General features: G+C 69.0%; 22 protein-coding genes. 10 read left to right on the forward strand and 12 right to left on the reverse strand.

What is annotated here, in order from left to right; all coding sequences use genetic code 11:
- Window positions 1-91: 91 nt before the first annotated feature.
- Window positions 92-166 (reverse strand): 50S ribosomal protein bL37, encoded by a 75-nt coding sequence (locus FFS72_RS27120; protein ID WP_095887907.1) that lies wholly within the window; start codon window positions 164-166, stop codon window positions 92-94.
- A 94-nt stretch (window positions 167-260) separates the two neighbouring features.
- On the opposite strand from FFS72_RS27120, the gene FFS72_RS13460 reads away from it, so the two are divergent.
- Both FFS72_RS13460 and FFS72_RS13465 read left to right on the forward strand, forming a co-directional pair.
- A complete protein-coding gene (locus FFS72_RS13460) occupies window positions 261-476 on the forward strand; it encodes a biotin/lipoyl-binding carrier protein (RefSeq protein ID WP_050065209.1) in 216 nt (71 codons plus the stop codon).
- A 19-nt stretch (window positions 477-495) separates the two neighbouring features.
- Complete coding sequence (locus tag FFS72_RS13465; protein ID WP_137874406.1) at window positions 496-2,007, forward strand: sensor histidine kinase; 1,512 nt, start codon at window positions 496-498, stop codon at window positions 2,005-2,007.
- Between the two features lie 113 nt (window positions 2,008-2,120).
- Here the strand turns inward: FFS72_RS13465 and FFS72_RS13470 are convergent, their stop codons facing one another.
- Together FFS72_RS13470 and FFS72_RS13475 are read right to left on the reverse strand one after the other, a co-directional pair.
- Entirely contained in the window at window positions 2,121-2,375 is a 255-nt protein-coding gene (locus FFS72_RS13470; RefSeq protein WP_007537924.1) for a WhiB family transcriptional regulator, read from the reverse strand.
- A gap of 374 nt (window positions 2,376-2,749) precedes the next feature.
- Window positions 2,750-3,706, reverse strand: coding sequence for a diacylglycerol/lipid kinase family protein (locus FFS72_RS13475; protein WP_137874407.1), 957 nt, complete (start codon window positions 3,704-3,706; stop codon window positions 2,750-2,752).
- A gap of 78 nt (window positions 3,707-3,784) precedes the next feature.
- Between FFS72_RS13475 and FFS72_RS13480 the strand changes: the two genes are divergently transcribed.
- Entirely contained in the window at window positions 3,785-4,201 is a 417-nt protein-coding gene (locus FFS72_RS13480; protein ID WP_137874408.1) for a hypothetical protein, read from the forward strand.
- A 33-nt stretch (window positions 4,202-4,234) separates the two neighbouring features.
- On the opposite strand, the gene FFS72_RS13485 is transcribed toward FFS72_RS13480, so the two are convergent.
- Window positions 4,235-4,708: a GNAT family N-acetyltransferase gene (locus FFS72_RS13485; RefSeq protein ID WP_137874409.1), complete on the reverse strand. Its 474-nt coding sequence runs from the start codon at window positions 4,706-4,708 to the stop codon at window positions 4,235-4,237.
- An 18-nt stretch (window positions 4,709-4,726) separates the two neighbouring features.
- Complete coding sequence (locus FFS72_RS13490) at window positions 4,727-5,323, reverse strand: acid phosphatase (protein WP_137874410.1); 597 nt, start codon at window positions 5,321-5,323, stop codon at window positions 4,727-4,729.
- 84 nt (window positions 5,324-5,407) lie between these two features.
- Between FFS72_RS13490 and FFS72_RS13495 the strand changes: the two genes are divergently transcribed.
- Window positions 5,408-6,199 carry a ParA family protein gene (locus FFS72_RS13495; protein WP_137874411.1) on the forward strand — a complete coding sequence of 264 codons (792 nt, stop codon included), beginning with the start codon at window positions 5,408-5,410 and terminating at the stop codon, window positions 6,197-6,199.
- Window positions 6,200-6,216: 17 nt separating this feature from the next.
- Here FFS72_RS13495 and FFS72_RS13500 read toward each other — a convergent pair whose 3' ends face one another.
- Together FFS72_RS13500 and FFS72_RS13505 are read right to left on the reverse strand one after the other, a co-directional pair.
- Window positions 6,217-7,452, reverse strand: a complete 1,236-nt coding sequence (locus FFS72_RS13500) for an Rv3212 family protein (protein WP_137874412.1) — start codon at window positions 7,450-7,452, stop codon at window positions 6,217-6,219.
- Window positions 7,453-7,461: 9 nt separating this feature from the next.
- Complete coding sequence (locus FFS72_RS13505; protein ID WP_137874413.1) at window positions 7,462-9,129, reverse strand: DEAD/DEAH box helicase; 1,668 nt, start codon at window positions 9,127-9,129, stop codon at window positions 7,462-7,464.
- 296 nt (window positions 9,130-9,425) lie between these two features.
- Here FFS72_RS13505 and FFS72_RS13510 point away from each other — a divergent pair, with 296 nt between their 5' ends.
- Window positions 9,426-10,106, forward strand: coding sequence for a ferritin-like fold-containing protein (locus FFS72_RS13510; RefSeq protein WP_050064716.1), 681 nt, complete (start codon window positions 9,426-9,428; stop codon window positions 10,104-10,106).
- A 123-nt stretch (window positions 10,107-10,229) separates the two neighbouring features.
- Complete coding sequence (locus tag FFS72_RS13515; RefSeq protein WP_050064717.1) at window positions 10,230-10,457, forward strand: DUF3107 domain-containing protein; 228 nt, start codon at window positions 10,230-10,232, stop codon at window positions 10,455-10,457.
- 76 nt (window positions 10,458-10,533) lie between these two features.
- On the opposite strand, the gene fasR is transcribed toward FFS72_RS13515, so the two are convergent.
- Entirely contained in the window at window positions 10,534-11,181 is a 648-nt protein-coding gene (fasR, locus tag FFS72_RS13520; protein ID WP_050064718.1) for an HTH-type transcriptional activator FasR, read from the reverse strand.
- A 288-nt stretch (window positions 11,182-11,469) separates the two neighbouring features.
- Between fasR and FFS72_RS13525 the strand changes: the two genes are divergently transcribed.
- Window positions 11,470-12,516 (forward strand): DUF3152 domain-containing protein, encoded by a 1,047-nt coding sequence (locus tag FFS72_RS13525; RefSeq protein WP_502704113.1) that lies wholly within the window; start codon window positions 11,470-11,472, stop codon window positions 12,514-12,516.
- Between the two features lie 25 nt (window positions 12,517-12,541).
- On the opposite strand, the gene FFS72_RS13530 is transcribed toward FFS72_RS13525, so the two are convergent.
- Window positions 12,542-12,982 carry an acyl-CoA thioesterase gene (locus FFS72_RS13530; RefSeq protein WP_137874414.1) on the reverse strand — a complete coding sequence of 147 codons (441 nt, stop codon included), beginning with the start codon at window positions 12,980-12,982 and terminating at the stop codon, window positions 12,542-12,544.
- 108 nt (window positions 12,983-13,090) lie between these two features.
- Here FFS72_RS13530 and moeZ point away from each other — a divergent pair, with 108 nt between their 5' ends.
- Complete coding sequence (moeZ, locus tag FFS72_RS13535) at window positions 13,091-14,293, forward strand: adenylyltransferase/sulfurtransferase MoeZ (RefSeq protein WP_137874415.1); 1,203 nt, start codon at window positions 13,091-13,093, stop codon at window positions 14,291-14,293.
- A 92-nt stretch (window positions 14,294-14,385) separates the two neighbouring features.
- Window positions 14,386-15,234 carry a TIGR02569 family protein gene (locus FFS72_RS13540; protein WP_137874416.1) on the forward strand — a complete coding sequence of 283 codons (849 nt, stop codon included), beginning with the start codon at window positions 14,386-14,388 and terminating at the stop codon, window positions 15,232-15,234.
- Window positions 15,235-15,251: 17 nt separating this feature from the next.
- On the opposite strand, the gene FFS72_RS13545 is transcribed toward FFS72_RS13540, so the two are convergent.
- From FFS72_RS13545 to FFS72_RS13555, 3 genes are read right to left on the reverse strand one after another with little or no spacing between them, the layout of a single operon-like run.
- A complete protein-coding gene (locus FFS72_RS13545) occupies window positions 15,252-16,274 on the reverse strand; it encodes a pirin family protein (RefSeq protein ID WP_137874417.1) in 1,023 nt (340 codons plus the stop codon).
- A 7-nt stretch (window positions 16,275-16,281) separates the two neighbouring features.
- Window positions 16,282-16,758, reverse strand: coding sequence for a GNAT family N-acetyltransferase (locus FFS72_RS13550; protein ID WP_137874418.1), 477 nt, complete (start codon window positions 16,756-16,758; stop codon window positions 16,282-16,284).
- A gap of 57 nt (window positions 16,759-16,815) precedes the next feature.
- Entirely contained in the window at window positions 16,816-17,505 is a 690-nt protein-coding gene (locus tag FFS72_RS13555) for a FadR/GntR family transcriptional regulator (protein WP_137874419.1), read from the reverse strand.
- Between the two features lie 124 nt (window positions 17,506-17,629).
- On the opposite strand from FFS72_RS13555, the gene FFS72_RS13560 reads away from it, so the two are divergent.
- Window positions 17,630-18,913 (forward strand): CynX/NimT family MFS transporter, encoded by a 1,284-nt coding sequence (locus FFS72_RS13560; RefSeq protein ID WP_502704114.1) that lies wholly within the window; start codon window positions 17,630-17,632, stop codon window positions 18,911-18,913.
- Window positions 18,914-18,941 lie beyond the last annotated feature (28 nt).

Here is an 18,941-nt window from a genome sequence, read left to right on the forward strand (position 1 = left end):
CCGACTGGTCTCGGCTCGGGCGACGGGGAGACGACGCAGGGCCGGACACCCGAAGGTGTCCGGCCCTGCGTGAGGCTGTTGTCTACAACGCTCAGGCGTTGGGACGCTTGCCGTGGTTTGCGGCGCTGCCCTTGCGGCTACGCTTCTTGCGGCCACGCTTTCCCATGGTTGTCTCCCTTCTTTGCGACTCGCTCGGGCCCATTCTTCCATGTGTGGTTGGCTGTTCTTCCACTGGCAGGTCTAGACAAGTGAGGTACTCGATGGCCGAGGACGTGCGTGCCGAGATGGTTTCCACCGTTTTCCAGGTGGTCGTCACCGCGGGCGACGAGGTCAAGGAGGGCGACACCCTCGTGATCCTGGAGTCGATGAAGATGGAGATTCCGGTGATCGCCGAGGTCGACGGCACCGTCGCCTCGGTCGATGTCGCCGTCGGTGACGTCATCCAGCAGGGTGACCTCATCGCCGTGATCGCCTGACCGCCGGGGCGCGGTCACTGTGTCGACGCTGAGCGATCTCCTCGCCGAGTACACCGACCTTCCCGGCGACGCCGTCGACCACCTGCAGCGGGTTGTCGGGGAGTGGCAACTGCTGGCCGACCTGTCGTTCGCGGACGTCCTGCTCTGGGTGCCGACGGACCAGGACGAGGCGGTGGCGTCGGGGCCGGAACTGGTGTGCGTCGCCCAGTGCAGGCCGACGACAGCGCCGACCGCGTTCGCCGAGGACGCCGTCGGCTGGCAGGTGTCCGCGGACCGGCATTCGCACGTACGCCAGGCGTTGACGGAGTGGCGGATCGTCCGATTGCCCGACAACCCGCAGGACACCGAGACTCCGGTGCGGCGGGAGGCGATCCCGGTTCGGTGCAACGGCGACGTCATCGCGGTCCTCAGCCGCGACACGAATCCGGCTCAGCAGCGGCAGTCGAGTCCGCTGGAGGTCGCCTACCTGGACTGCGCAGCCGAGCTGTGCCAGATGATCAGCGAAGGCACGTTCCCGACCCCTGAGGAGCACGGAGAGATCCTCTCGAGTCCTCGGGCGGGCGACGGCTTCATACGCCTCGACCCGGACGGCACCGTCGTCTACGCCAGTCCCAACGCGCTGTCGGCCTACCACCGGATGGGCCTCACGACGACGACGCTCAAGGGTCGGGATCTCGCGTCGGTGACCCGCACCCTCGTCACCGATCCGTTCGACGCGCAGGATGTCGCCACCGACATCCGGGAGGCCCTCGCGGGCAAGGCGGGCAAGCGGATGGAGGTGGAGGCGCGAGGTGCGATCGTGCTCCTACGCACCCTGGTGCTGCGGCCCGGCGGCCAGCCGGCGGGTGCGGTGGTGCTGATCCGCGATGTCACCGAGGTCAAGCGCCGTGACCGGGCGCTGCTCAGCAAGGACGCGACGATCCGCGAGATCCACCACCGGGTGAAGAACAACCTGCAGACGGTCGCCGCGCTGCTGCGCCTGCAGGCTCGGCGCACCCAGCACGACGAGGTGAGGCAGGCGCTGAGCGAGTCGGTGCGCCGGGTGACGTCGATCGCGCTGGTGCACGACATCCTGTCGATGTCCGTCGACGAGGAGGTCAATCTCGACGAGGTCGTCGACAGGCTGGTGCCGATCATGGCGGACGTGGCCGTGGTCAACAGTGAGGTGCAGATGCGCCGAATCGGCAGCTTCGGTGTGTTCCCCGCGGAGCGGGCGACACCGCTGGTGATGGTTCTGACCGAACTGGTGCAGAACGCGTTCGAGCACGGTTTCGAGCCGGGCCAGGCGGGGACAGTGACGCTGCGGGCGGCCCGATCCGCCCGCTGGCTCGACGTCGTGATCCACGACGACGGCGCGGGTCTGCCCGAGGAGTTCAGCCTCGAGAAGTCGGACAGTCTCGGACTGCAGATCGTCCGCACGCTGGTGTCGGCGGAACTGGCTGGGTCACTCACGATTCGGCCCGCGGCAGGTGGGGGAACGGACGCCGAGCTCCGGGTTCCGTTGGGCCGCCGCGCTTCCCAGCGAATCTGACGCGCGGGGCGCGCATGCTCGCTGCAGCGTTCGGAGGAGGCTCGCTTGGTGGGTCGTGAATACAAGTGGGGCCCGGCACCTTTCGGTGCCGGGCCCCACTTGTGGATCGGGTGTCAGACTGCGCTGCGTGCCCGGGTGCGTGCGTTGCGACGCTTGAGAGCGCGACGCTCGTCTTCGCTCATGCCGCCCCAGACGCCCGCGTCCTGGCCGGACTCGAGTGCCCACGAGAGGCAGTCGGCGGTCACGGGGCAGCGGTTGCACACCAGCTTGGCGTCCGCGATCTGAGCGATGGCCGGTCCACTGTTGCCCACGGGGAAGAACAACTCCGGGTCTTCGTCCCGACAGATTGCCTTGTGGCGCCAGTCCATCCTTCTACTCCTTTACCGGGTGCGTGTGCACCGTGTCGTTTTGTCTACTTGTGGTGCTTCGAAGCACCTGCGGTCCTGGTGTTCATGACACCGAACCGTCTCGCGTCATTCATGCGCAGAAGGTGAAATGTTTCCGCGCTGTTGCTTGTGAATGCTTTCACGAACACGCTGGAAGTCAATAGAAAATGGCCCGTCCGTGGGGTAACTCACTCTTGCCGGTTACCCGATGTGGTCTGCATTACTTTGTACCCCGCCGCCGGCCACTTTGCAGTATGGAGTATGCTTTTTTCTGAACTTTCTCTGAGAGTGGGTCCGGCGGCGTCGCTGCGCAGGTATCCTCCAGCCCCGGCTGCGGCGGTTCGCGGCGGGTTGGCTCAGCCCCGACTCGGGGCGATCACCGTCAGCGCGTTCCGGACGGCCACGAACTCGACGTCCGTGCGCTTGCCGATGTAGTCGCCATCCATCTGCAGTCCGATGGGCGTGGTGGACGTGATCCGCACCCGGGGGGTGTCGTCGATGCGAAACAGCTTGCGAGATTTGGGATTCGACCCCGGCGTCAGGAGTTGACGCACCACCGGCAGGCTCGCCGCCACGCCCATCGACCGCATGGCGAACACGCCGAGTCCCGTGTCGAAGCTCGTCTCCGGGTTGACCGCCACCGGACGCCTGTTCAGGTACGTCCACGGACTCGAGTTCGAGACGAACGCGTAGTGCACGCCGTCGACGGGATCGTATCCCGGGACCTCCACCGTCAACGTCGGTGCGAGACCCCTGGTGCGGAAGAAGGCGCGGACCGACGTACGTACATAGCGAGACGGGGTCGCGGCGTGGCCCTTCGCCCGCGCGACGTCGATCGCCTCGCACACCTGCGCGTCGAGCCCGAGGCCTGCGTTGAAGGTGAACCAGCGGCCGTCGCAGTGCGCCAGGCCGATCTGCCGCCGCTCGCGGAGCTCGAGCAGCTCGATCAGCTGGTTCGTCGCGATCACGGGGTCGGGGTCGATGCCGAGGGATCGGGCGAAGACGTTCGCCGACCCGCCCGGAACCACCGCGAGCGGTGGGACGGGTCCGATCGTCATCGCGCTCATCGCCCCGGGTTCGGGGGCGCCGAGCAGGCCGTTCACGACCTCGTTGACCGTCCCGTCGCCGCCGTGCACGATGATCAGTCCGGTGCCGTCGAGGTGGGCGCGGCGAGCCAGTTCCGCGGCATGGCCGCGGTGGGTGGTCTGGACCACGCGAACCTGTACCCGGCTGGAGAGTGCGTGAGCGAGCAGGTCACGCGCCGCGGGTGTGGTCGAGGTCGCGTTCGGGTTGACTATCAGCAGCGCACGCACGGGTTCCGAGCCTAGGGCATGCGGGGGCCGAGTCCGGGGCCGCACCGACCCGCAGTGGTCGTTCTATAGGCTGGCGCCGTGTCCGAGTCACCCGCGCAGCAGACCAGTCCCGCCACCGTTCGATGGGCCGGAGGGCTGGTGACGTTGGAAGGCGCCGTCGCGGTCGTCATCGCGGTCGTCCTGGTGATCCGTGGGCTCCTCGGTCACGACCAGGACGCGGCGAACCCGTACGGGACGGCGGCCTGGTTCGTCATTCTCGGCGGCGCGGTCCTCGCCGGGGGCATCGCGCTGCTCCGTGGCCGCCGATGGGGACGCGCCATCGCCGTCGTCGCGCAGCTCCTGCTGCTTCCCGTGGTGTGGTCACTCCTGACGGACTCCCACCGGCCGGTCCTGGGCGTGCTCCTCGGCATCGTCGTCGTGCCCGCGCTGGTGTGCCTGTTCTCGTCGCCGACGTCCCGATGGATGGCGGAGGAGTACGGCGACTCCGAGCGCTGACTGCTGCCCAGGGGGTCAGTTGACGTCGACCTGTCAGGCAGGCGACGCCAGCGACGCGAGCGCGTCACCGGTGAGCCGGTAGCCGAGCCACTCGTCCTGGGCGTTCGCACCGAGCGACTCGTAGAACTCGATGGACGGCGTGTTCCAGGTCAGCACCGACCACGCCAGGCGGCTGTACCCGCGGTCGACGCATTCGCGGGCCAGCGCCGCCAGCAGCGCGCGGCCGTGGCCGTTGCCGCGATGGTCCGGCTGGACGTAGAGGTCCTCGAGGTAGATGCCGTGGACCCCGTCCCACGTGGAGAAGTTCAGGAACCACAGCGCCGTCCCGACGACGGCGCCGTCCTGGACTGCGACGTGCCCGAACAGGGCAGGGGAGGCGCCGAACAGTGCCCTCGTGAGTTGGTCCTCGGTGAGTGTGCACTCGTGCCGCGCCTTCTCGTACTCGGCGAGCTCGTACACCAGGCCGGTGACCGCGGGCACGTCCCCGGGCTCGATGCGGCGAATCATGCTGTACCTCTTTCCTTCTCAGGACATGTTGTGGGAGGCGACCTGCCGCACCCCGCGTTCGTACCCGAGCACGGTGATGCCGCAGGGCGACATGGCGAATCGGCGACCCTCGACGATCGGCAGCCCCGCCCATCGGGTGATCAGAGCGCGGGAGAAGTGGCCGTGCCCGACCAGGATGACGTCACGGTCGGGCAGATGTGCTTCGGCGACGTCGAGCACCATGTCCGCCCGGGACTCCACCGCCTCCGCGTCCTCCCCGTCGGGGCACGGGTGCGTCCAGACCGTCCAGTGCGGCACCCGGGCGCGAATCTCCGAGGTTGTGAGGCCTTCGTACTGCCCGTAATCCCACTCGGCGAGTTCGTCCCACACGCGGGCGTTCAGGCCTGCGAGCGCGGCCGTGCGTACGGCACGGTCACGGGGGCTGCACAGCGTCGTCGGATCGTGCAGTTCGAGCGCGTCCATTCGGGCCCGCGCCGCGCGGGCCTGCCGTTCCCCGTCCGCGGTGAGTGGCACATCCGTGCGTCCCGTGTGTCGGCCGGCCGCCGCCCACTCGGTCAGTCCGTGTCGGAGAACGACGATCCGCGCACGTTGCCGGTCCGGCACGATGACATCCACCCGCGCATCATCTCAGGTCGTGATCGCGGGCGATCTCGGGCGCGCCGGTCGCGGGCGCGTCACGAGTGCGCAAAGATCACTGCCGTGACGACAGTGCTCGCGGTGGCGAATCAAAAGGGTGGGGTCGCGAAGACGACGACGGTGGCGTCGCTCGGCGCCGCGCTGGCAGGCCTGGGCCGGAAGGTCCTGGTCGTGGACCTCGATCCGCAGGGATGCCTGACCTTCTCGCTGGGGCACAATCCGGACCGGCTCGAGAGATCGGTCCACGACGTGCTGACGGGGAGCCACGCGCTGCGGGACGTCGTCGTCGACACCGAGGAGGGGTTCGCGCTCGTGCCCGCCACGATCGACCTCGCCGGGGCCGAAGCCGTCCTGCTCATGCGTCCCGGCCGCGAGTTCACGCTGAAACGGGCCCTCGCGACGCTCGGCGACGACTACGACGTGGTCCTCGTGGACTGCCCGCCGTCGCTCGGCGTCCTGACGCTCAACGGTCTCACGGCTGCGGATGCGGTGCTGGTGCCCCTGCAGTGCGAGACGCTGGCGCACCGCGGTGTCGGGCAACTGTTGCGGACGGTGACCGAGGTGCAGCAGATCACCAACCCGGATCTGGCGCTCCTCGGTGCGCTGCCGACCCTGTACGACGCGCGAACCACGCACAGCCGCGACGTCCTCTCCGATGTCGCCGACCGCTACGACCTGCCGGTGCTCGCACCGCCGATTCCGCGGACCGTCCGGTTCGCCGAGGCGAGTGCATCGGGCGCGACCGTCCTCGCCGGGCGCGGCAACAAGGGCGCGCAGGCCTACCGTGAGCTGGCGCGGAACCTCGTCGAACACTGGGACGAGGGAGTCGAGTTGCGCACCTTCACCGCCGAGTGACAGCGCGCCGCGTGAACTCAGCCGTCGGCGCGTAGGGCGACGAGTTCGTCGCCGCGCTGTTCGAGCAGCGTGTCGCCGAGCGCTGCCGAGGTGATCGGCCGGCCGCCCATCCGGATCGGTTCTTCGTTGCGGGACACGGGAATCCGCTCGACCTCGGTGCCCGTCGTCGTGTCGATCACCGCGACCGCCCCGGTCACGGGGACCAGGAATCGCCCCGCCATCTGGGTGCCGGGACCGAGCGCGTCCTGCACCGTCCACGCGGGGGTGAAATCCGTTGTGCGAAGAGCGATCACCTGCGACCCGGTCCACCAGCTGAAGAACGATCCGGTGCGTTCGACGGCCGTGGTGGGGGAGACGTCGGCGGGGGCGGGGAATCTGGCCGACTCCACACCGGTGCCGTCGTAGACCACGACAGCGGCCGCGGCGTCGGCGGTCGCGGGAAGATAGACGGCCGTTCGTTCGCCGGAGACCGCGAGGACGCGGGCGTCGGCGGTGTCGCCCTCGGTGCCCAGCACGACCGAGCCGTACTCCTGCGGTGCCGTGTTCTCCTTGGGCGCCGGGTTCAGGATGCTGAGCCGGATCGCCGGATCGCCGGGGCACGACTCGAGCACCGACAGTCGGCTGCTGCTCGACGCGGCGGACAGCAGCGTGCATCCGGAGCGTGGCTGTGCCCCGGGGTTCACCGGTGCGTCCACCCGCCCGTACTCGAGGGTGCGAACGAGGTCTGACCGCCACACCTCCAACCGGGCGTCGCCGAAGGACGTCAGATAGGTGCCGTCCTGCGAGAGCGTGACCGGGTCGTCGGCATCGCTCGACCGTTGTGCCTGGCGGATACCCGTCGACCCGTCGAGTTGGGTCACCTGTCCGCAGCCGCGCCCGTCGGGATAGACCGCGACCGCGGTGTTCCATGCGCCGACGACTCCGCAGAGTGCCCGGTCCCGGCGGTAGTGCCAGAGTTCCTGGCCGGTGACAGCGTCTCGTCCGGTGACGGTGTCACCGTTGCCGGTGACGGCGACACCACCCGCGACCACGGGGGTCGGGGTGGTGTCACTGTTGGCGCGCCACGCCTCGACGAGCGTGTCGGGTACCGCGAGCGCGGGCTCCGCGGGCGGAACTGGAGTGTCGGCGACGGCCGACTCGGTGCCGTGAGCGTCACCGGTCAGCCAGATCACTGCGGCCGACACCACCACCAGCACCGCGATACCGCATGCGGCCAGGACGTCGGCGCGGGTGCGCCGCTCGGGTGCGAGCACGGTGGTCGGTTACTCCGAAGCCGGCGCAGCGGCCGTGCTGGAGGCCGAGTCGGCACCGGTGCTGCGACGCCGACGGCGACGGCGCCGTGCCGGTGCCGCGTCGCCGCTGGGGGAGGTGGGCTCCGGTGCGACGGTCTCCGACGACGTGTCGGCGGGCGCGGTGCTGGCGGTGTCGCCGGTGCGGCCACCGCGAGTGCGCTTGCGGGAGCGGGTGCGCCGCGGCCGCTCGGCGGCGGTACCGCCCTCGGGTGCGGCGGCGGTTCCGTCCTCGGATGCCGGGGCAGACTCGGACGAAACGTTCTGTGCGCGTTCCGTTCTCGGCTTCCGAACGGTGCCCTTGGCGTCGGTGGGGATGCTCAACTCGGCGTAGAGGTGCTCCGAGCTCGAGTAGGTCTCGACGGGGTCCGGGACCCCGAGGTCGAGCGCCTTGTCGATCATCTGCCAACGCGGAATGTCGTCCCAGTCCACCAAGGTCACGGCGGTACCGGTGCGTCCTGCGCGACCCGTGCGGCCGATCCGGTGGACGTACGTCTTCTCGTCCTCGGGGCACTGGTAGTTGATGACGTGCGTGACGTCGTCGATGTCGATGCCACGCGCGGCGACGTCGGTCGCCACCAGCACGTCCACCTTGCCGGTGCGGAACGCCTTGAGTGCCTTCTCGCGGGCGATCTGGCCGAGGTCGCCGTGCACGGCGCCGACCGAGAAACCACGCTCGTTCAGCTCGTCGGCGACCTTCTGCGCCGTCCGCTTGGTGCGGGTGAAGATCATCGTGGCGCCGCGGCCCTCGGCCTGCAGGATCCGCGCGACCATCTCGGCCTTGTCCAGCGCGTGAGCGCGGTAGATGTGCTGGCTGGTGCGGTCGTGCACCGCGGACGACTCCGGCTCCTCGGCGCGGATGTGCGTCGGCCGAGTCAGGAACGTGCGGGCCAGGGTGATGATCGGGCCGGGCATCGTGGCCGAGAACAGCATCGTCTGGCGCGCGTCGGGCACCATCTGGAGGATGCGTTCGATGTCCGGCAGGAAGCCGAGGTCGAGCATCTCGTCGGCCTCGTCGAGGACCAGGACGCCGATCTTGCCGAGGATCAGGTGACCCTGCTTGGCGAGGTCGAGCAGGCGGCCGGGAGTGCCGACGATGACGTCGACGCCACGCTGAAGCGCCTCGATCTGGGTCTCGTACGGCCTGCCGCCGTAGATGGACAGCACCTCGAGCTTGCGGCCGTTGCTGCCCGGCAGGTGCTTGCCCGCGTTCACGAGATCGCCCGTGACCTGGATGCACAGTTCGCGGGTCGGGACGATGACCAACGCACGCGGGGTGCCGTCGAGCGGGGCGGTTCCGGGTCGCGCGTCCTCGTCGGCGTCGTCGGCGGTTGCGACGGCGCTCGAGATGCGGTGCAGAAGGGGGACGCCGAATCCGAAGGTCTTGCCCATACCGGTGCGGGCCTGACCGATGAGGTCGTCACCTGCCAGTGCCAGCGGGAGGGTGAGCTCCTGGATCGCGAAGGTGCGTTCGATGCCGATCTCGGAGAGGGCCCGGACGATCTCGTCTCGGACACCGAGTTCGGCGAAGGTGGGTGGGGTGTGGGTGTTGTCGAGCTGGGCGGACAGCGTCGTCTCGCTGGCGTCGTCCTCGTGGTCGATCGTGATCTTGCTCAGTGCTCTGGCCTTCCTCGTCGGCACGCGCGCACGAGCTGGGCCAGGCCGGTTGTCGGCCGCTGGGTGATGCCCAGGTCCGACTCTCGCCGTTGACCTCGTCCACTGGTCGCTGGTCCTGCTGCCCTGCGCGGAGAATCGGGTCTCGGCGCGGCGCGGGAGGAAGACCTGTGGATCAGGTGCGCGCACATTGTCAGTGGGTCGCCGCGTCCTCGTGATCCCTCCGATTGGCCGGGTGATCGGGCGGCGCCCCACGACCATGGTAGCTGGCCGCGCCGACTTCGCAGGTGGGCGCGTGCTCACATCCGACTACGCTGTCCGCCATGGGAGCCAATTCCGCCGATCCGTTGTCGCCTGCCGTCGCCGCCGATCACCCCGGTGTGAGTGAACTGTTCGCCGTGCTGGCGTACGGCGAGATCTCCGCCTTCTACCGTCTCGCCGAGGATGCGCGCATGTCCCCGACCCTCGCGGGGCGGGTCGCGCTCGCGCGGATGGCCGGCGCCGAGATGCGGCACTTCGAGACGCTCGAGGCGGCGCTGACGTCACGCGGACTCGACGTCTACGAGGCGATGACGCCGTTCGTGAAGGCACTCGACGACTACCACCGGTCCACGCACCCGTCGACCTGGCTCGAGTCCCTGGTCAAGGCACACGTCGGTGACGGGATCGCCGCCGACTTCTACCTCGAGATCGCCGACGCGCTCGACCCGTCGGTCGGGGCCGTGGTGCGCGAGGTCCTCGCCGAGACCGGCCATTCGGAGTTCGTGGTCCACGAGGTCAGCGAGGCGGTCCGGTCGAGCACGAAGGAGAAGGATCGCCTGATGCTGTGGGGCAGGCGACTGCTCGGCGAGGCGATCACCCAGGCGCAGTTCGTCATGGCGCAGCGGGAGGAACTCACGGGCCTCGTGCTCACCGCCAGCGGCGACCTGAACGGCGTCGCCGCGCTCTTCGACCGGATGCAGCAGCGGCACGCCGAACGCATGGAGGTTCTCGGTCTCGTGTGACGGCCGCTTCTCGCGAGGGCTGGGCGCTGTTCGCTATCAGCACACGCCGCGTGCGGGTGTCGCGCCCGGTGACGCACTAGCCTGGGCACCGGTAGTGATGGCACGAGACTTCGGAGGTTGGCCGTGGAGGTCAAGATCGGCATTTCTGACAGCCCGCGTGAGCTGATCGTCAACAGCGAGCAGACCCCCGACGAGGTGACCGAACTCGTCTCCGCGGCGATCGGCGGCGACGCGTCGGGCGTGCTCGCCCTCGTCGACGACAAGGGACGCAAGTTCCTGATCCAGGCGGCCAAGGTCGCGTATGTGGAGATCGGTCAGGCGGACATCCGCAAGGTCGGCTTCAGCAGCTGACCGACGACCCCACGGTCCGAGAACGGCGAACGGGACGCGGAGATCTCTCCGCGTCCCGTTCGTGTGTCCGGGTCGGTCAGGGATGCATCGGCACGTGCGAGAGGCCACCCCAGGCGAGGGCGACGGTCGTGTCCACCGCCTGCTCCTTCGGGATGGGCCGGTTCGCCTGCAGCCAGTAGCGCGCGGTGAACTGGCTGGTCCCGACGAGGCCGACCGCGAGGATCCGGGCCCGGTAGGGGTCGAGTCCCGAATCGTGGGCGACCAGGTCGAACACGGCGTCGACACACGCCTCGGTGGCGCGGTCCACCTGCGCCTGAACCTGGGCGTCGCCCATGAAGTCCGATTCGAACACCAGGCGGTACCCCTGGCTCTCGTTGTCGACGAAATCGAAGAACGCCTGGACGGCGGCGCGCACACGCTGACGGTTGTCGGTCGTCGACCGGAGTGCCTGACGGACACCCGAGATGAGGCTGTCCACGTAGCTCTGGAGCACTGCGAGGTAGAGGTCGAGCTTGCCGGGGAAGTGCTGGTACAGCACCGGCTTGCTGACGCCCGCGCATTCGGCGATCTCGTCCATGCCTGCCGAGTGGTATCCGCGACTGACGAACACCTCGCTCGCGGCCTGGAGCAGTTGGAGTCGGCGCGCGTCGCGGGGGAGTCGGGTGCTGCGCTTCGGACCCTGTCGCCCGGCGGGCGTTGCGGAACGATCCGCGAGTTCAGTCATCGTGCTCCCAATCTGCGTATTCACGATTCCGTGCCTCGTGCTGCGTGGGTGAGGGTGCTCACGGCGCCGGGTGCACAAAGTCATCGAACAATACCGAACCTGGGTTCGGGCATCCGTGAATTGGCGGATACATCCGCCCCCGAGTATTCCAGGTCACTGTCACGACCCGGTCTCCAGAGCATCCTGGGGCCCCGCGATGCAGGTCGTGGCCTGTTCCGGCGGTCGACCGGGGGGTGTCGACCGGCGCGCCCGAGTGGAGCGGTCCGTCGACTGTGAGACTCTGGTTCCGTGACGGATGGAGGTGGACCGCGGCTGCGCGGTGGTGGACATCCGGGCGGGGACGATCGGATCGACGACCGGCCCGGCGACCGGGTCGGCTCGCATCAGCCGTTGCGTGCGAAGTGGGATCCCGTCAGCGGTGACAGCGGGCGTGCGCGTAGCGCCCGTGGGGATCGGCAGGTCCGCAAGCAGAGCCGATTGGGCCGATTCGTCTCCACGTACGGTTGGCGCGCCTACGCGATTCCGGTTCTCGCGGTGGTGACGGTGCTCGTTCTCGTCGACGCCCTGAACGGCGGTGGGTCGACCGATTCGGCCGACGACGGCCTCCCCGGTTTCGGTGCGCGAAGCACCAGCGTCGACGGAACGGGCGTCATCGGTGTGCCGCCTCAGGCGGACGGCAACTTCGCCGAGTCGATCCCCTCGGGGGCCCTCCCGGACGGCGGTCCCTTCACCGCCGAGGGAGGCGGTAACTGGCGGGTGATTCCGGGGACGTCCGCCAAGGTGGGGCAGGGGACCGAGCAGGTCTTCACCTACACCGTCGAGGTCGAGGACGGCATCGACACCGCGGGCTTCGGCGGTGACGACTCCTTCGCCCGGATGGTCGACCAGACCCTCGCGAATCCGAAGAGTTGGACCAACGACCCGCGGTTCGCCTTCCAGCGTGTCGACACCGGAGATCCCACATTCCGGATCTCGCTGACCTCACAGATGACGATTCGTGAGGCGTGCGGGTACGACATCCAGCTCGAGGTCTCCTGCTACAACCCCGGCATCGATCGGGTGGTGCTCAACGAGCCGCGCTGGGTTCGCGGCGCCGTCGGCTTCCAGGGCGACATCGGGTCCTACCGCCAGTACCTGATCAACCACGAGGTGGGGCACGCGGTCGGCTACCAGGCTCACCAGCCGTGCGAGGCCGACGGCGGTCTCGCGCCCGTGATGATGCAGCAGACGTTCGGCACCTCGAACAACGACATCGCCAAGCTCGACCCGGAGGGTGTCGTTCCGATGGACGGCAAGACCTGCCGGTTCAATCCGTGGCCCTACCCTCGGGGATGACGCACACCCCGTCCGTGGCCGTCGTTCAGGCGGGCCGCACCCACGGTGCGAGCATCTGCCGCTGGTCCGCGGTGAGCCGCCGGAGTGTGCGCGCGTAGGGATCACCGAGCGCCAGCTGCGTCGACGCCTCCACCGCGGGACGCGAGTCGGCCCCCGCACCCGCCGCCCGGACCTCGTAGTGGACGGTCAGGTCGGCGCTGCGCACCCGTGCCAGCCACATCGACACCTGCAGCGGGCTGTCGGCGTGCGCGAGTGGAGTCCGGTACCGGATCTCGAGGTGCGCGACGACCGAATTGCGCAGCATCGCCGAGACCTCCGGGTCGACCGATCCGAGCCAGTCGATTCGCGCCTCCTCGAGCAGGGTGACCATCCGCGCGTGGTTCACGTGTTTGAACGCGTCCATGTCGGACCAGCGCACCGTGATCTCCGTCCGGTGGACGGCGGGATCGGTCGCGGACTCGGTCATCGGGCTCCTCGGGTTTCACGTGTTGCCTGCGGTGGTGGTTGTGGACGGTAGCCGATCGGCCCGAGGCCCAGCAGCTGCCTCGTCGTCGGCGGCGAGGACAATGGACGCATGGCGTCTCCCGCATCGACTTCCGTCAGCCGTCCTCTGCCTCCACTGGTGGAGCCGGCCGCCGACCTCGACCGCGACGAGGTCGCCCGGTACAGCAGGCATCTGATCATCCCGAACGTCGGCGTCACCGGGCAGAAGCGGATCAAGAACGCGAAGGTTCTGGTCATCGGTGCCGGGGGACTCGGTTCGCCCACGCTGCTCTACCTCGCGGCCGCCGGGGTCGGGACGATCGGCATCGTCGAGTTCGACGAGGTCGAGGAGTCGAACCTGCAGCGGCAGGTCATTCACGGCCGGTCCGACGTCGGCAGGCACAAGGCGCACAGTGCGCGTGACTCGATCCTCGAGATCAACGACCGGGTCGACGTGCGGCTGCACGAGTTCCGGCTCGACAGCGGCAACGCCGTCGAATTGTTCTCGCAGTACGACCTGATCCTCGACGGCACCGACAACTTCGCCACCCGCTACCTCGTCAACGACGCGGCGATACTCGCGGGGAAGCCGTACGTCTGGGGGTCGATCTACCGCTTCGAGGGGCAGGTGTCGGTGTTCTGGGAGGCCGCCCCGGACGACCGCGGCCTCAACTACCGCGACCTGTACCCCGAGGCGCCTGCTCCGGGCACGGTGCCGTCGTGCGCGGAGGGTGGCGTGCTCGGCGTGCTGTGCGCGTCGATCGGCTCGGTGATGGCGACCGAGGCGATCAAGCTGATCACCGGGATCGGCGAACCTCTGTTGGGTCGGCTGATGATCTACGACGCACTCGCGATGAACTACCGCACGATCCGGCTGCGACGCGACCCGGGCCGGGTGCCGGTGACCGAACTGATCGACTACGACGCCTTCTGCGGCGTGGTCGCCGACGAGGACCGCGACGCCGTCGCAGGCGGGACCGTCACCGCGACCGAACTGGCGGCGCTTCTCGACGGCGGCGGCGACGTCGCGCTGATCGATGTCCGCGAGCCTGTCGAGTGGGACATCGTGCGCATCCCGGGTGCGACCCTCGTTCCCAAGGGCCGCATCCTGTCCGGCGACGCACTCGCCGACCTGCCACAGGACCGGCCGATCGTCCTCTACTGCAAGACGGGAATCCGTTCGGCGGAGGTGCTGGCCGCACTCCGGCGCGCGGGATTCGCCGACGCCACCCATCTGCAGGGCGGCGTCGCCGCGTGGGCCGCGCAGATCGATCCGAGCCTGCCCACGTACTGAGCCGTCGGTGTGGCGAAGTTCGTGGCGTGAGCCCCGGTGTTTATGGCGCGTCAGGGCCGAGTGGTGGCTGCCTCGGCGGTAGCGTTGGCTGCGTGAGCTCCGTCGAACCACCCACCCATGTGCGGTCCACCTTTGGGCTGCGGGAGACGACCCCTGTGGCACTCGGCCCCGACTGGGAGGGCGGTTGGCGATGCGACGACGTCGTGCTGTCGCCGGTTGCCGATCACGCCCGCGCGGCCTGGTCGGCGAAGGTGCGTGAGGGATTGAACCCGGACGGGGTGCGTCTGGCCCGTCCGGTGCGGGCCACGGACGGGCGCTACGTCGTATCCGGTTGGCGTGCGGACACGTTCATCGACGGAACGCCGGAGCCGCGGCACGACGAGGTGGTGTCGATGTCGTTGCGGCTCCATGCGGCGACATCGGCATTGGAGCGCCCTCGTTTCCTGGTGCAGCCACCGATACCGCCGTGGCAGGACGTGGACGTGTTCGTCGCCGCGGACCGGGCCGCGTGGGAGCAGGTGCCGTTGCGGGGGGTGAAGGGGCAGTTCGAGTCCTCGACCGCGGACGGTCGCACCAGCATCGAACTGATCGGGCAGCTGGCCACACTGCGCAAGCCGGTGCACAGCCCGGACCAGTTGGTGCACGGCGACCTGTTCGGCACGGTGTTGTTCTCGGGTTCGGAAGCACCGGGACTGACCGACATCACGCCGTACTGGCGTCCGGCGGCGTGGGCGGCAGGCGTTGTCGTCGTCGACGCGATCTCCTGGGGCGGCGCGGACGAGGAACTCGTCGGTCGCTGGGACGACCTTCCGGAGTGGCCGCAGATGTTGTTGCGGGCCTTGATGTTCCGCCTCGCCGTCCATGCGCTGCATCCGCGGTCGACGGATGCAGCGCTGCCCGGACTGGTTCGCACCGCGGACCTGATCCGCCTGATGCTCTGACCCGCGCGGCCCGAGGGTCAGGGCCGGTCGACGGTTCCGTCCGGGCGGCGGGCGAAGCGTCCGGTGTCCGGGGCGTGGACGGGATCGTCCGCGGGCCACGGCCATCCGCCGAACCCGGTGCGGCGGTAGTCGTCGAACGCCTCCTGCAGGCCCGCGGCATCGTTCATCACGAACGGTCCGTGCTGGGCGACGGGCTCACCGATCGGCCGGCCCTGCATCAGCAGGATCTTGATGCCTCCCGCACCCGCGGTCAGCGTCACCGGCACGGTCGCGTCGACGAGGATGCCGTTGCCTGCGTCCGTGTCGGTTTCTCCGATGCGAACGGACGATCCCTCGTAGACGTACAGCACCCGGTGCGTGTCGGGGCCTGCCGCGACCGGCAGCTCGAACTCGGCATCCGCGTCCAGTTCCAGGTGCCAGATGGCGAGATCCGAGTCCGGGCTCGACGCCCACGACTCGGGCGGGGGAGCGAGGGGCTCGGTGTCGCCGAGCGTGCCCGCGATCACCGTGACGTCGGTGCTGCGGCCCTGCGCGTCGGTTCGGACGACGCGGGGCATCTGCTCGTTCCAGAACATCGAGAAGTGCGGGTCTGCGGTCTTGGACGCAGCGGGGAGGTTCACCCAGATCTGGAACAGTTCGAGTGGGTTGGGTCGATCACGCTCGAGGAGCGGGAACATCTCGGAGTGCGAGACGCCGCGTCCGGTGGTCAGCCACTGGGTGTCGCCGTCGCCGTAGCGGGCGGTCGCACCGAGCGAGTCGGCGTGGTCGACCACACCCTGCCGGACGTAGGTCACGGTCTCGAAGCCGCGGTGGGGGTGCTGGGGAAACCCGGGCACCGTCTGCCCGTGGTACATGTTCCACCCCGCCGGATTGCCGAAGTCCTGGCCGAGTGGACGCCCGGCGAGCGTGGCGTCGGGGCCCAGTTCGGCGGTGCCCACCGGATAGGCGTCGAGGTGGTAGGCGACGAAGAGGAACGGGTCGACGGCCTGCCATGGCGAGCCGAGCCGGAACTTCTGAAGGACGGGATCACTCTTGGTCATGAAAATTTCAACTAACTGTCCGGTTGGATGATTCCCTGGGCGATGCCGTACCGACTCGCAGCATCGGCACGTGGTCGATGCCCGCCTCCAGGAAATTCGGTCCGGTGCGGACGAACCCGAACCGGCCGTACCACGATTCGAGATACGCCTGGGCGGAGATCGCGACGTCCCCCGGGCAGGTCGCCAACGCTGCACTCAGGAGGGAGCCGGCCACGCCCTGTCCCCGCGCCCGCGCCGCGGTGGCAACCCGGCCGATGTGGACCATTCCGCCGTCGCCGTCCGCGAGCACTCGCAGTGTCGCCACCACATCGCCGCCCTGCTCCGCCCAGAAGAGCGTCGTCGTCGGTTCCAGGTCGCGGCCGTCGAGTTCGGGTTCGCTCACGACGCCCTGCTCGTGGACGAACACCTCGGTGCGCAGCATCATGATCCGGTACAGGGTGACGGGATCGGTGCGGTCCAGTGGCGCGTGGTGAATCGTCGGCACCACCCGATCGTAGGGCGAGGAATCCTCGGCCGGTGGATGGTCGCACCGGCTGCGTGGTCAGTCCGGACGACGCAGCGCGATGAGTTCGGTCAGGAAGTGCCGGGCCGCCATCGCGGCGCGTTCCGGGTCGCCGTCGACAACCGCGCGCACCAGTTCCTCGTGCTGCGGCTCGAACGAGTTGGCGGCGTCGACGGGATGCTGGGCGACGGTCACCTCGATCGCGGGCAGCAGCGAGTCGTAGAACTCCAGGTAGACCTCGTTGTGGCTCGCGGCGACGATCGCGCGGTGCAGCGCCAGATCGGCCGCGACCGCGGCCTGCTTCTCCTGGGGAGTGGCGGATTCGGGGTTGCGCCACAGTCGATTCCGCCGGGCGAGCAGGTCGTGCAGTATCTCGACGTCGGTGTCGTCTCGCCTCCGGGCGGCGAGGGCGGCTGCGGTGACGTCGAGGGCCTGACGTAGCTCGAGGACGTCCCGCTCGTGCGCGGATGCGAAGTACTTGGACAGCGTGCCGCCGAGGTCGCTGGTGGCGATCACGTAGGTGCCCGAGCCCTGGCGTCGTTCGAGCATGCCTGCGTGCACCAGTGCCTGGACCGCTTCGCGGACGGTGTTGCGGCCGGTGCCGGTGAGTTCCGAGAGCGCGGGTTCGGTGGGGATCCGCCCGCCCACCGGCCAGTGGCCGGCGGTGATCTCGGCGCGCAGCTGCTCGGTGACCTGCGCGATGAGGCTGGTGCGTCGTACGGGTTGCACGGTGACCTTTCTCGTGGGAGACGACCGAGAGCTTAATCAATTGCCTCGATTCATCCATTCATCCTATGATTTCCGGGTCCGGGATCGCGGACCTTCTTCCAGAGACACGAGGTGAACGGTGACGGTGAGCGAGGCAGCCCGGACAAGTGAGCGACCGCGGTCACTGATCGCCGGACGCCTCGTCGTACTCGTCGCCATCGTCCTCTCCGCGCTCACCCTGCGCACCGCGGTCACGTCACTGACCCCACTGCTCGACGAGATCGGGCGCGACGTCGGCTTCGACTCGGCCGTCGTCGGCCTGTTCGGGATGCTTCCCACCGCGATGTTCGCGGTTGCGGGCATCCTCACGCCGCGGTTCATTCGCCGATCCGGCCTCGAAGTCGTCGTCCTCGTCTCCATGGCGATGACGGCGGCCGGCCTCGCGGTGCGCCCACTCATGTCGGGGACGGCGGCACTGCTGGTGTTCTCGGCGCTCGCACTCGGCGGGATGGGAATCGGAAACGTCGTCGTCCCGCCGCTGGTCAAACGCTATTTTCCGGATCGGATCGGCGCGGTCAGCACCATCTACATCCTCTGCGTGCAGATCGGCACCATGGTGCCTGCGCTCGTCGCGGTGCCGCTGTCGGACTCACACGGATGGCGTGTCTCGCTCGGTGTCTGGGCGCTGCTCCCGATAGCCGCGATGCTGCCCTGGCTGACCGCCGTCGCGGGCAGGCGCAGGCGGGACGCGGACACGTTCCCGGTCGCGTCGGGCGATGCGCCCTCCACCGACCCCGATGAGGCGCCGGTGGGTCAGGTCTGGCGTTCGCCGGTCGCCTGGGGCATGGCCGGAATGTTCGGCATGACCTCTCTGATCACCTATTCGATGTTCACCTGGATACCGAAGATCCTCACCGAGGCGGGGGCGAGCACCGGGTTCGCCGGGTCGATGGTCGCGCTGTTCAGTGCCGTCGGATTCCTCGCCGCACTCAGCGCGCCGTCGCTCTGCATTCGGATCGCCAACCCGTACCCGGTGGTCCTCGCGTGCGGAGTCAGCTACCTCGTCGGATTCGCGGGACTGCTGTGGGCTCCGATGTCGGCACCGATCGTGTGGATCGTGGTGGTCGGGCTCGGGCCCAGTACGTTCCCGATGGCGTTGACGCTCATCAACCTGCGGACCCGCACCGGTGCCGGATCGGCGGCACTGTCCGGCTTCACCCAGGGGCTCGGCTACGCGGTCGCCTGCATCGGCCCCCTGATGTTCGGGGTGTTGCACGACGCAACGGGCGGGTGGACGTGGCCGTTCGCACTGCTTCTCGTCGCCGTGTGCGTGATCCTCGTGGCGGGCCGGGTGGCGTGCAAGCCGCGGTTCCTCGAGGACTCGTGGACCGCCGATCGCGCCGACGCCGGTCCGCGTCACACTCCGTAACATGCCGTTCACCTGCGGAAAGGTTCTC

Origin of the sequence: Rhodococcus sp. Q, from assembly GCF_005503035.1 — a bacterium.
Lineage (GTDB): Bacteria > Actinomycetota > Actinomycetes > Mycobacteriales > Mycobacteriaceae > Rhodococcus_G.

Coding starts and splice junctions, on each gene's coding strand:
- FFS72_RS13460 (WP_050065209.1), top strand. CDS start 261: ATGGCCGAGGACGTGCGTGCCGAGATGGTTTCCACCGTTTTCCAGGTG.
- FFS72_RS13470 (WP_007537924.1), bottom strand. CDS start 2,375: ATGGACTGGCGCCACAAGGCAATCTGTCGGGACGAAGACCCGGAGTTG.
- FFS72_RS13485 (WP_137874409.1), bottom strand. CDS start 4,708: ATGATTCGCCGCATCGAGCCCGGGGACGTGCCCGCGGTCACCGGCCTG.
- fasR (WP_050064718.1), bottom strand. CDS start 11,181: ATGACTGAACTCGCGGATCGTTCCGCAACGCCCGCCGGGCGACAGGGT.
- FFS72_RS13530 (WP_137874414.1), bottom strand. CDS start 12,982: ATGACCGAGTCCGCGACCGATCCCGCCGTCCACCGGACGGAGATCACG.
- FFS72_RS13510 (WP_050064716.1), top strand. CDS start 9,426: ATGGGAGCCAATTCCGCCGATCCGTTGTCGCCTGCCGTCGCCGCCGAT.
- moeZ (WP_137874415.1), top strand. CDS start 13,091: ATGGCGTCTCCCGCATCGACTTCCGTCAGCCGTCCTCTGCCTCCACTG.
- FFS72_RS13545 (WP_137874417.1), bottom strand. CDS start 16,274: ATGACCAAGAGTGATCCCGTCCTTCAGAAGTTCCGGCTCGGCTCGCCA.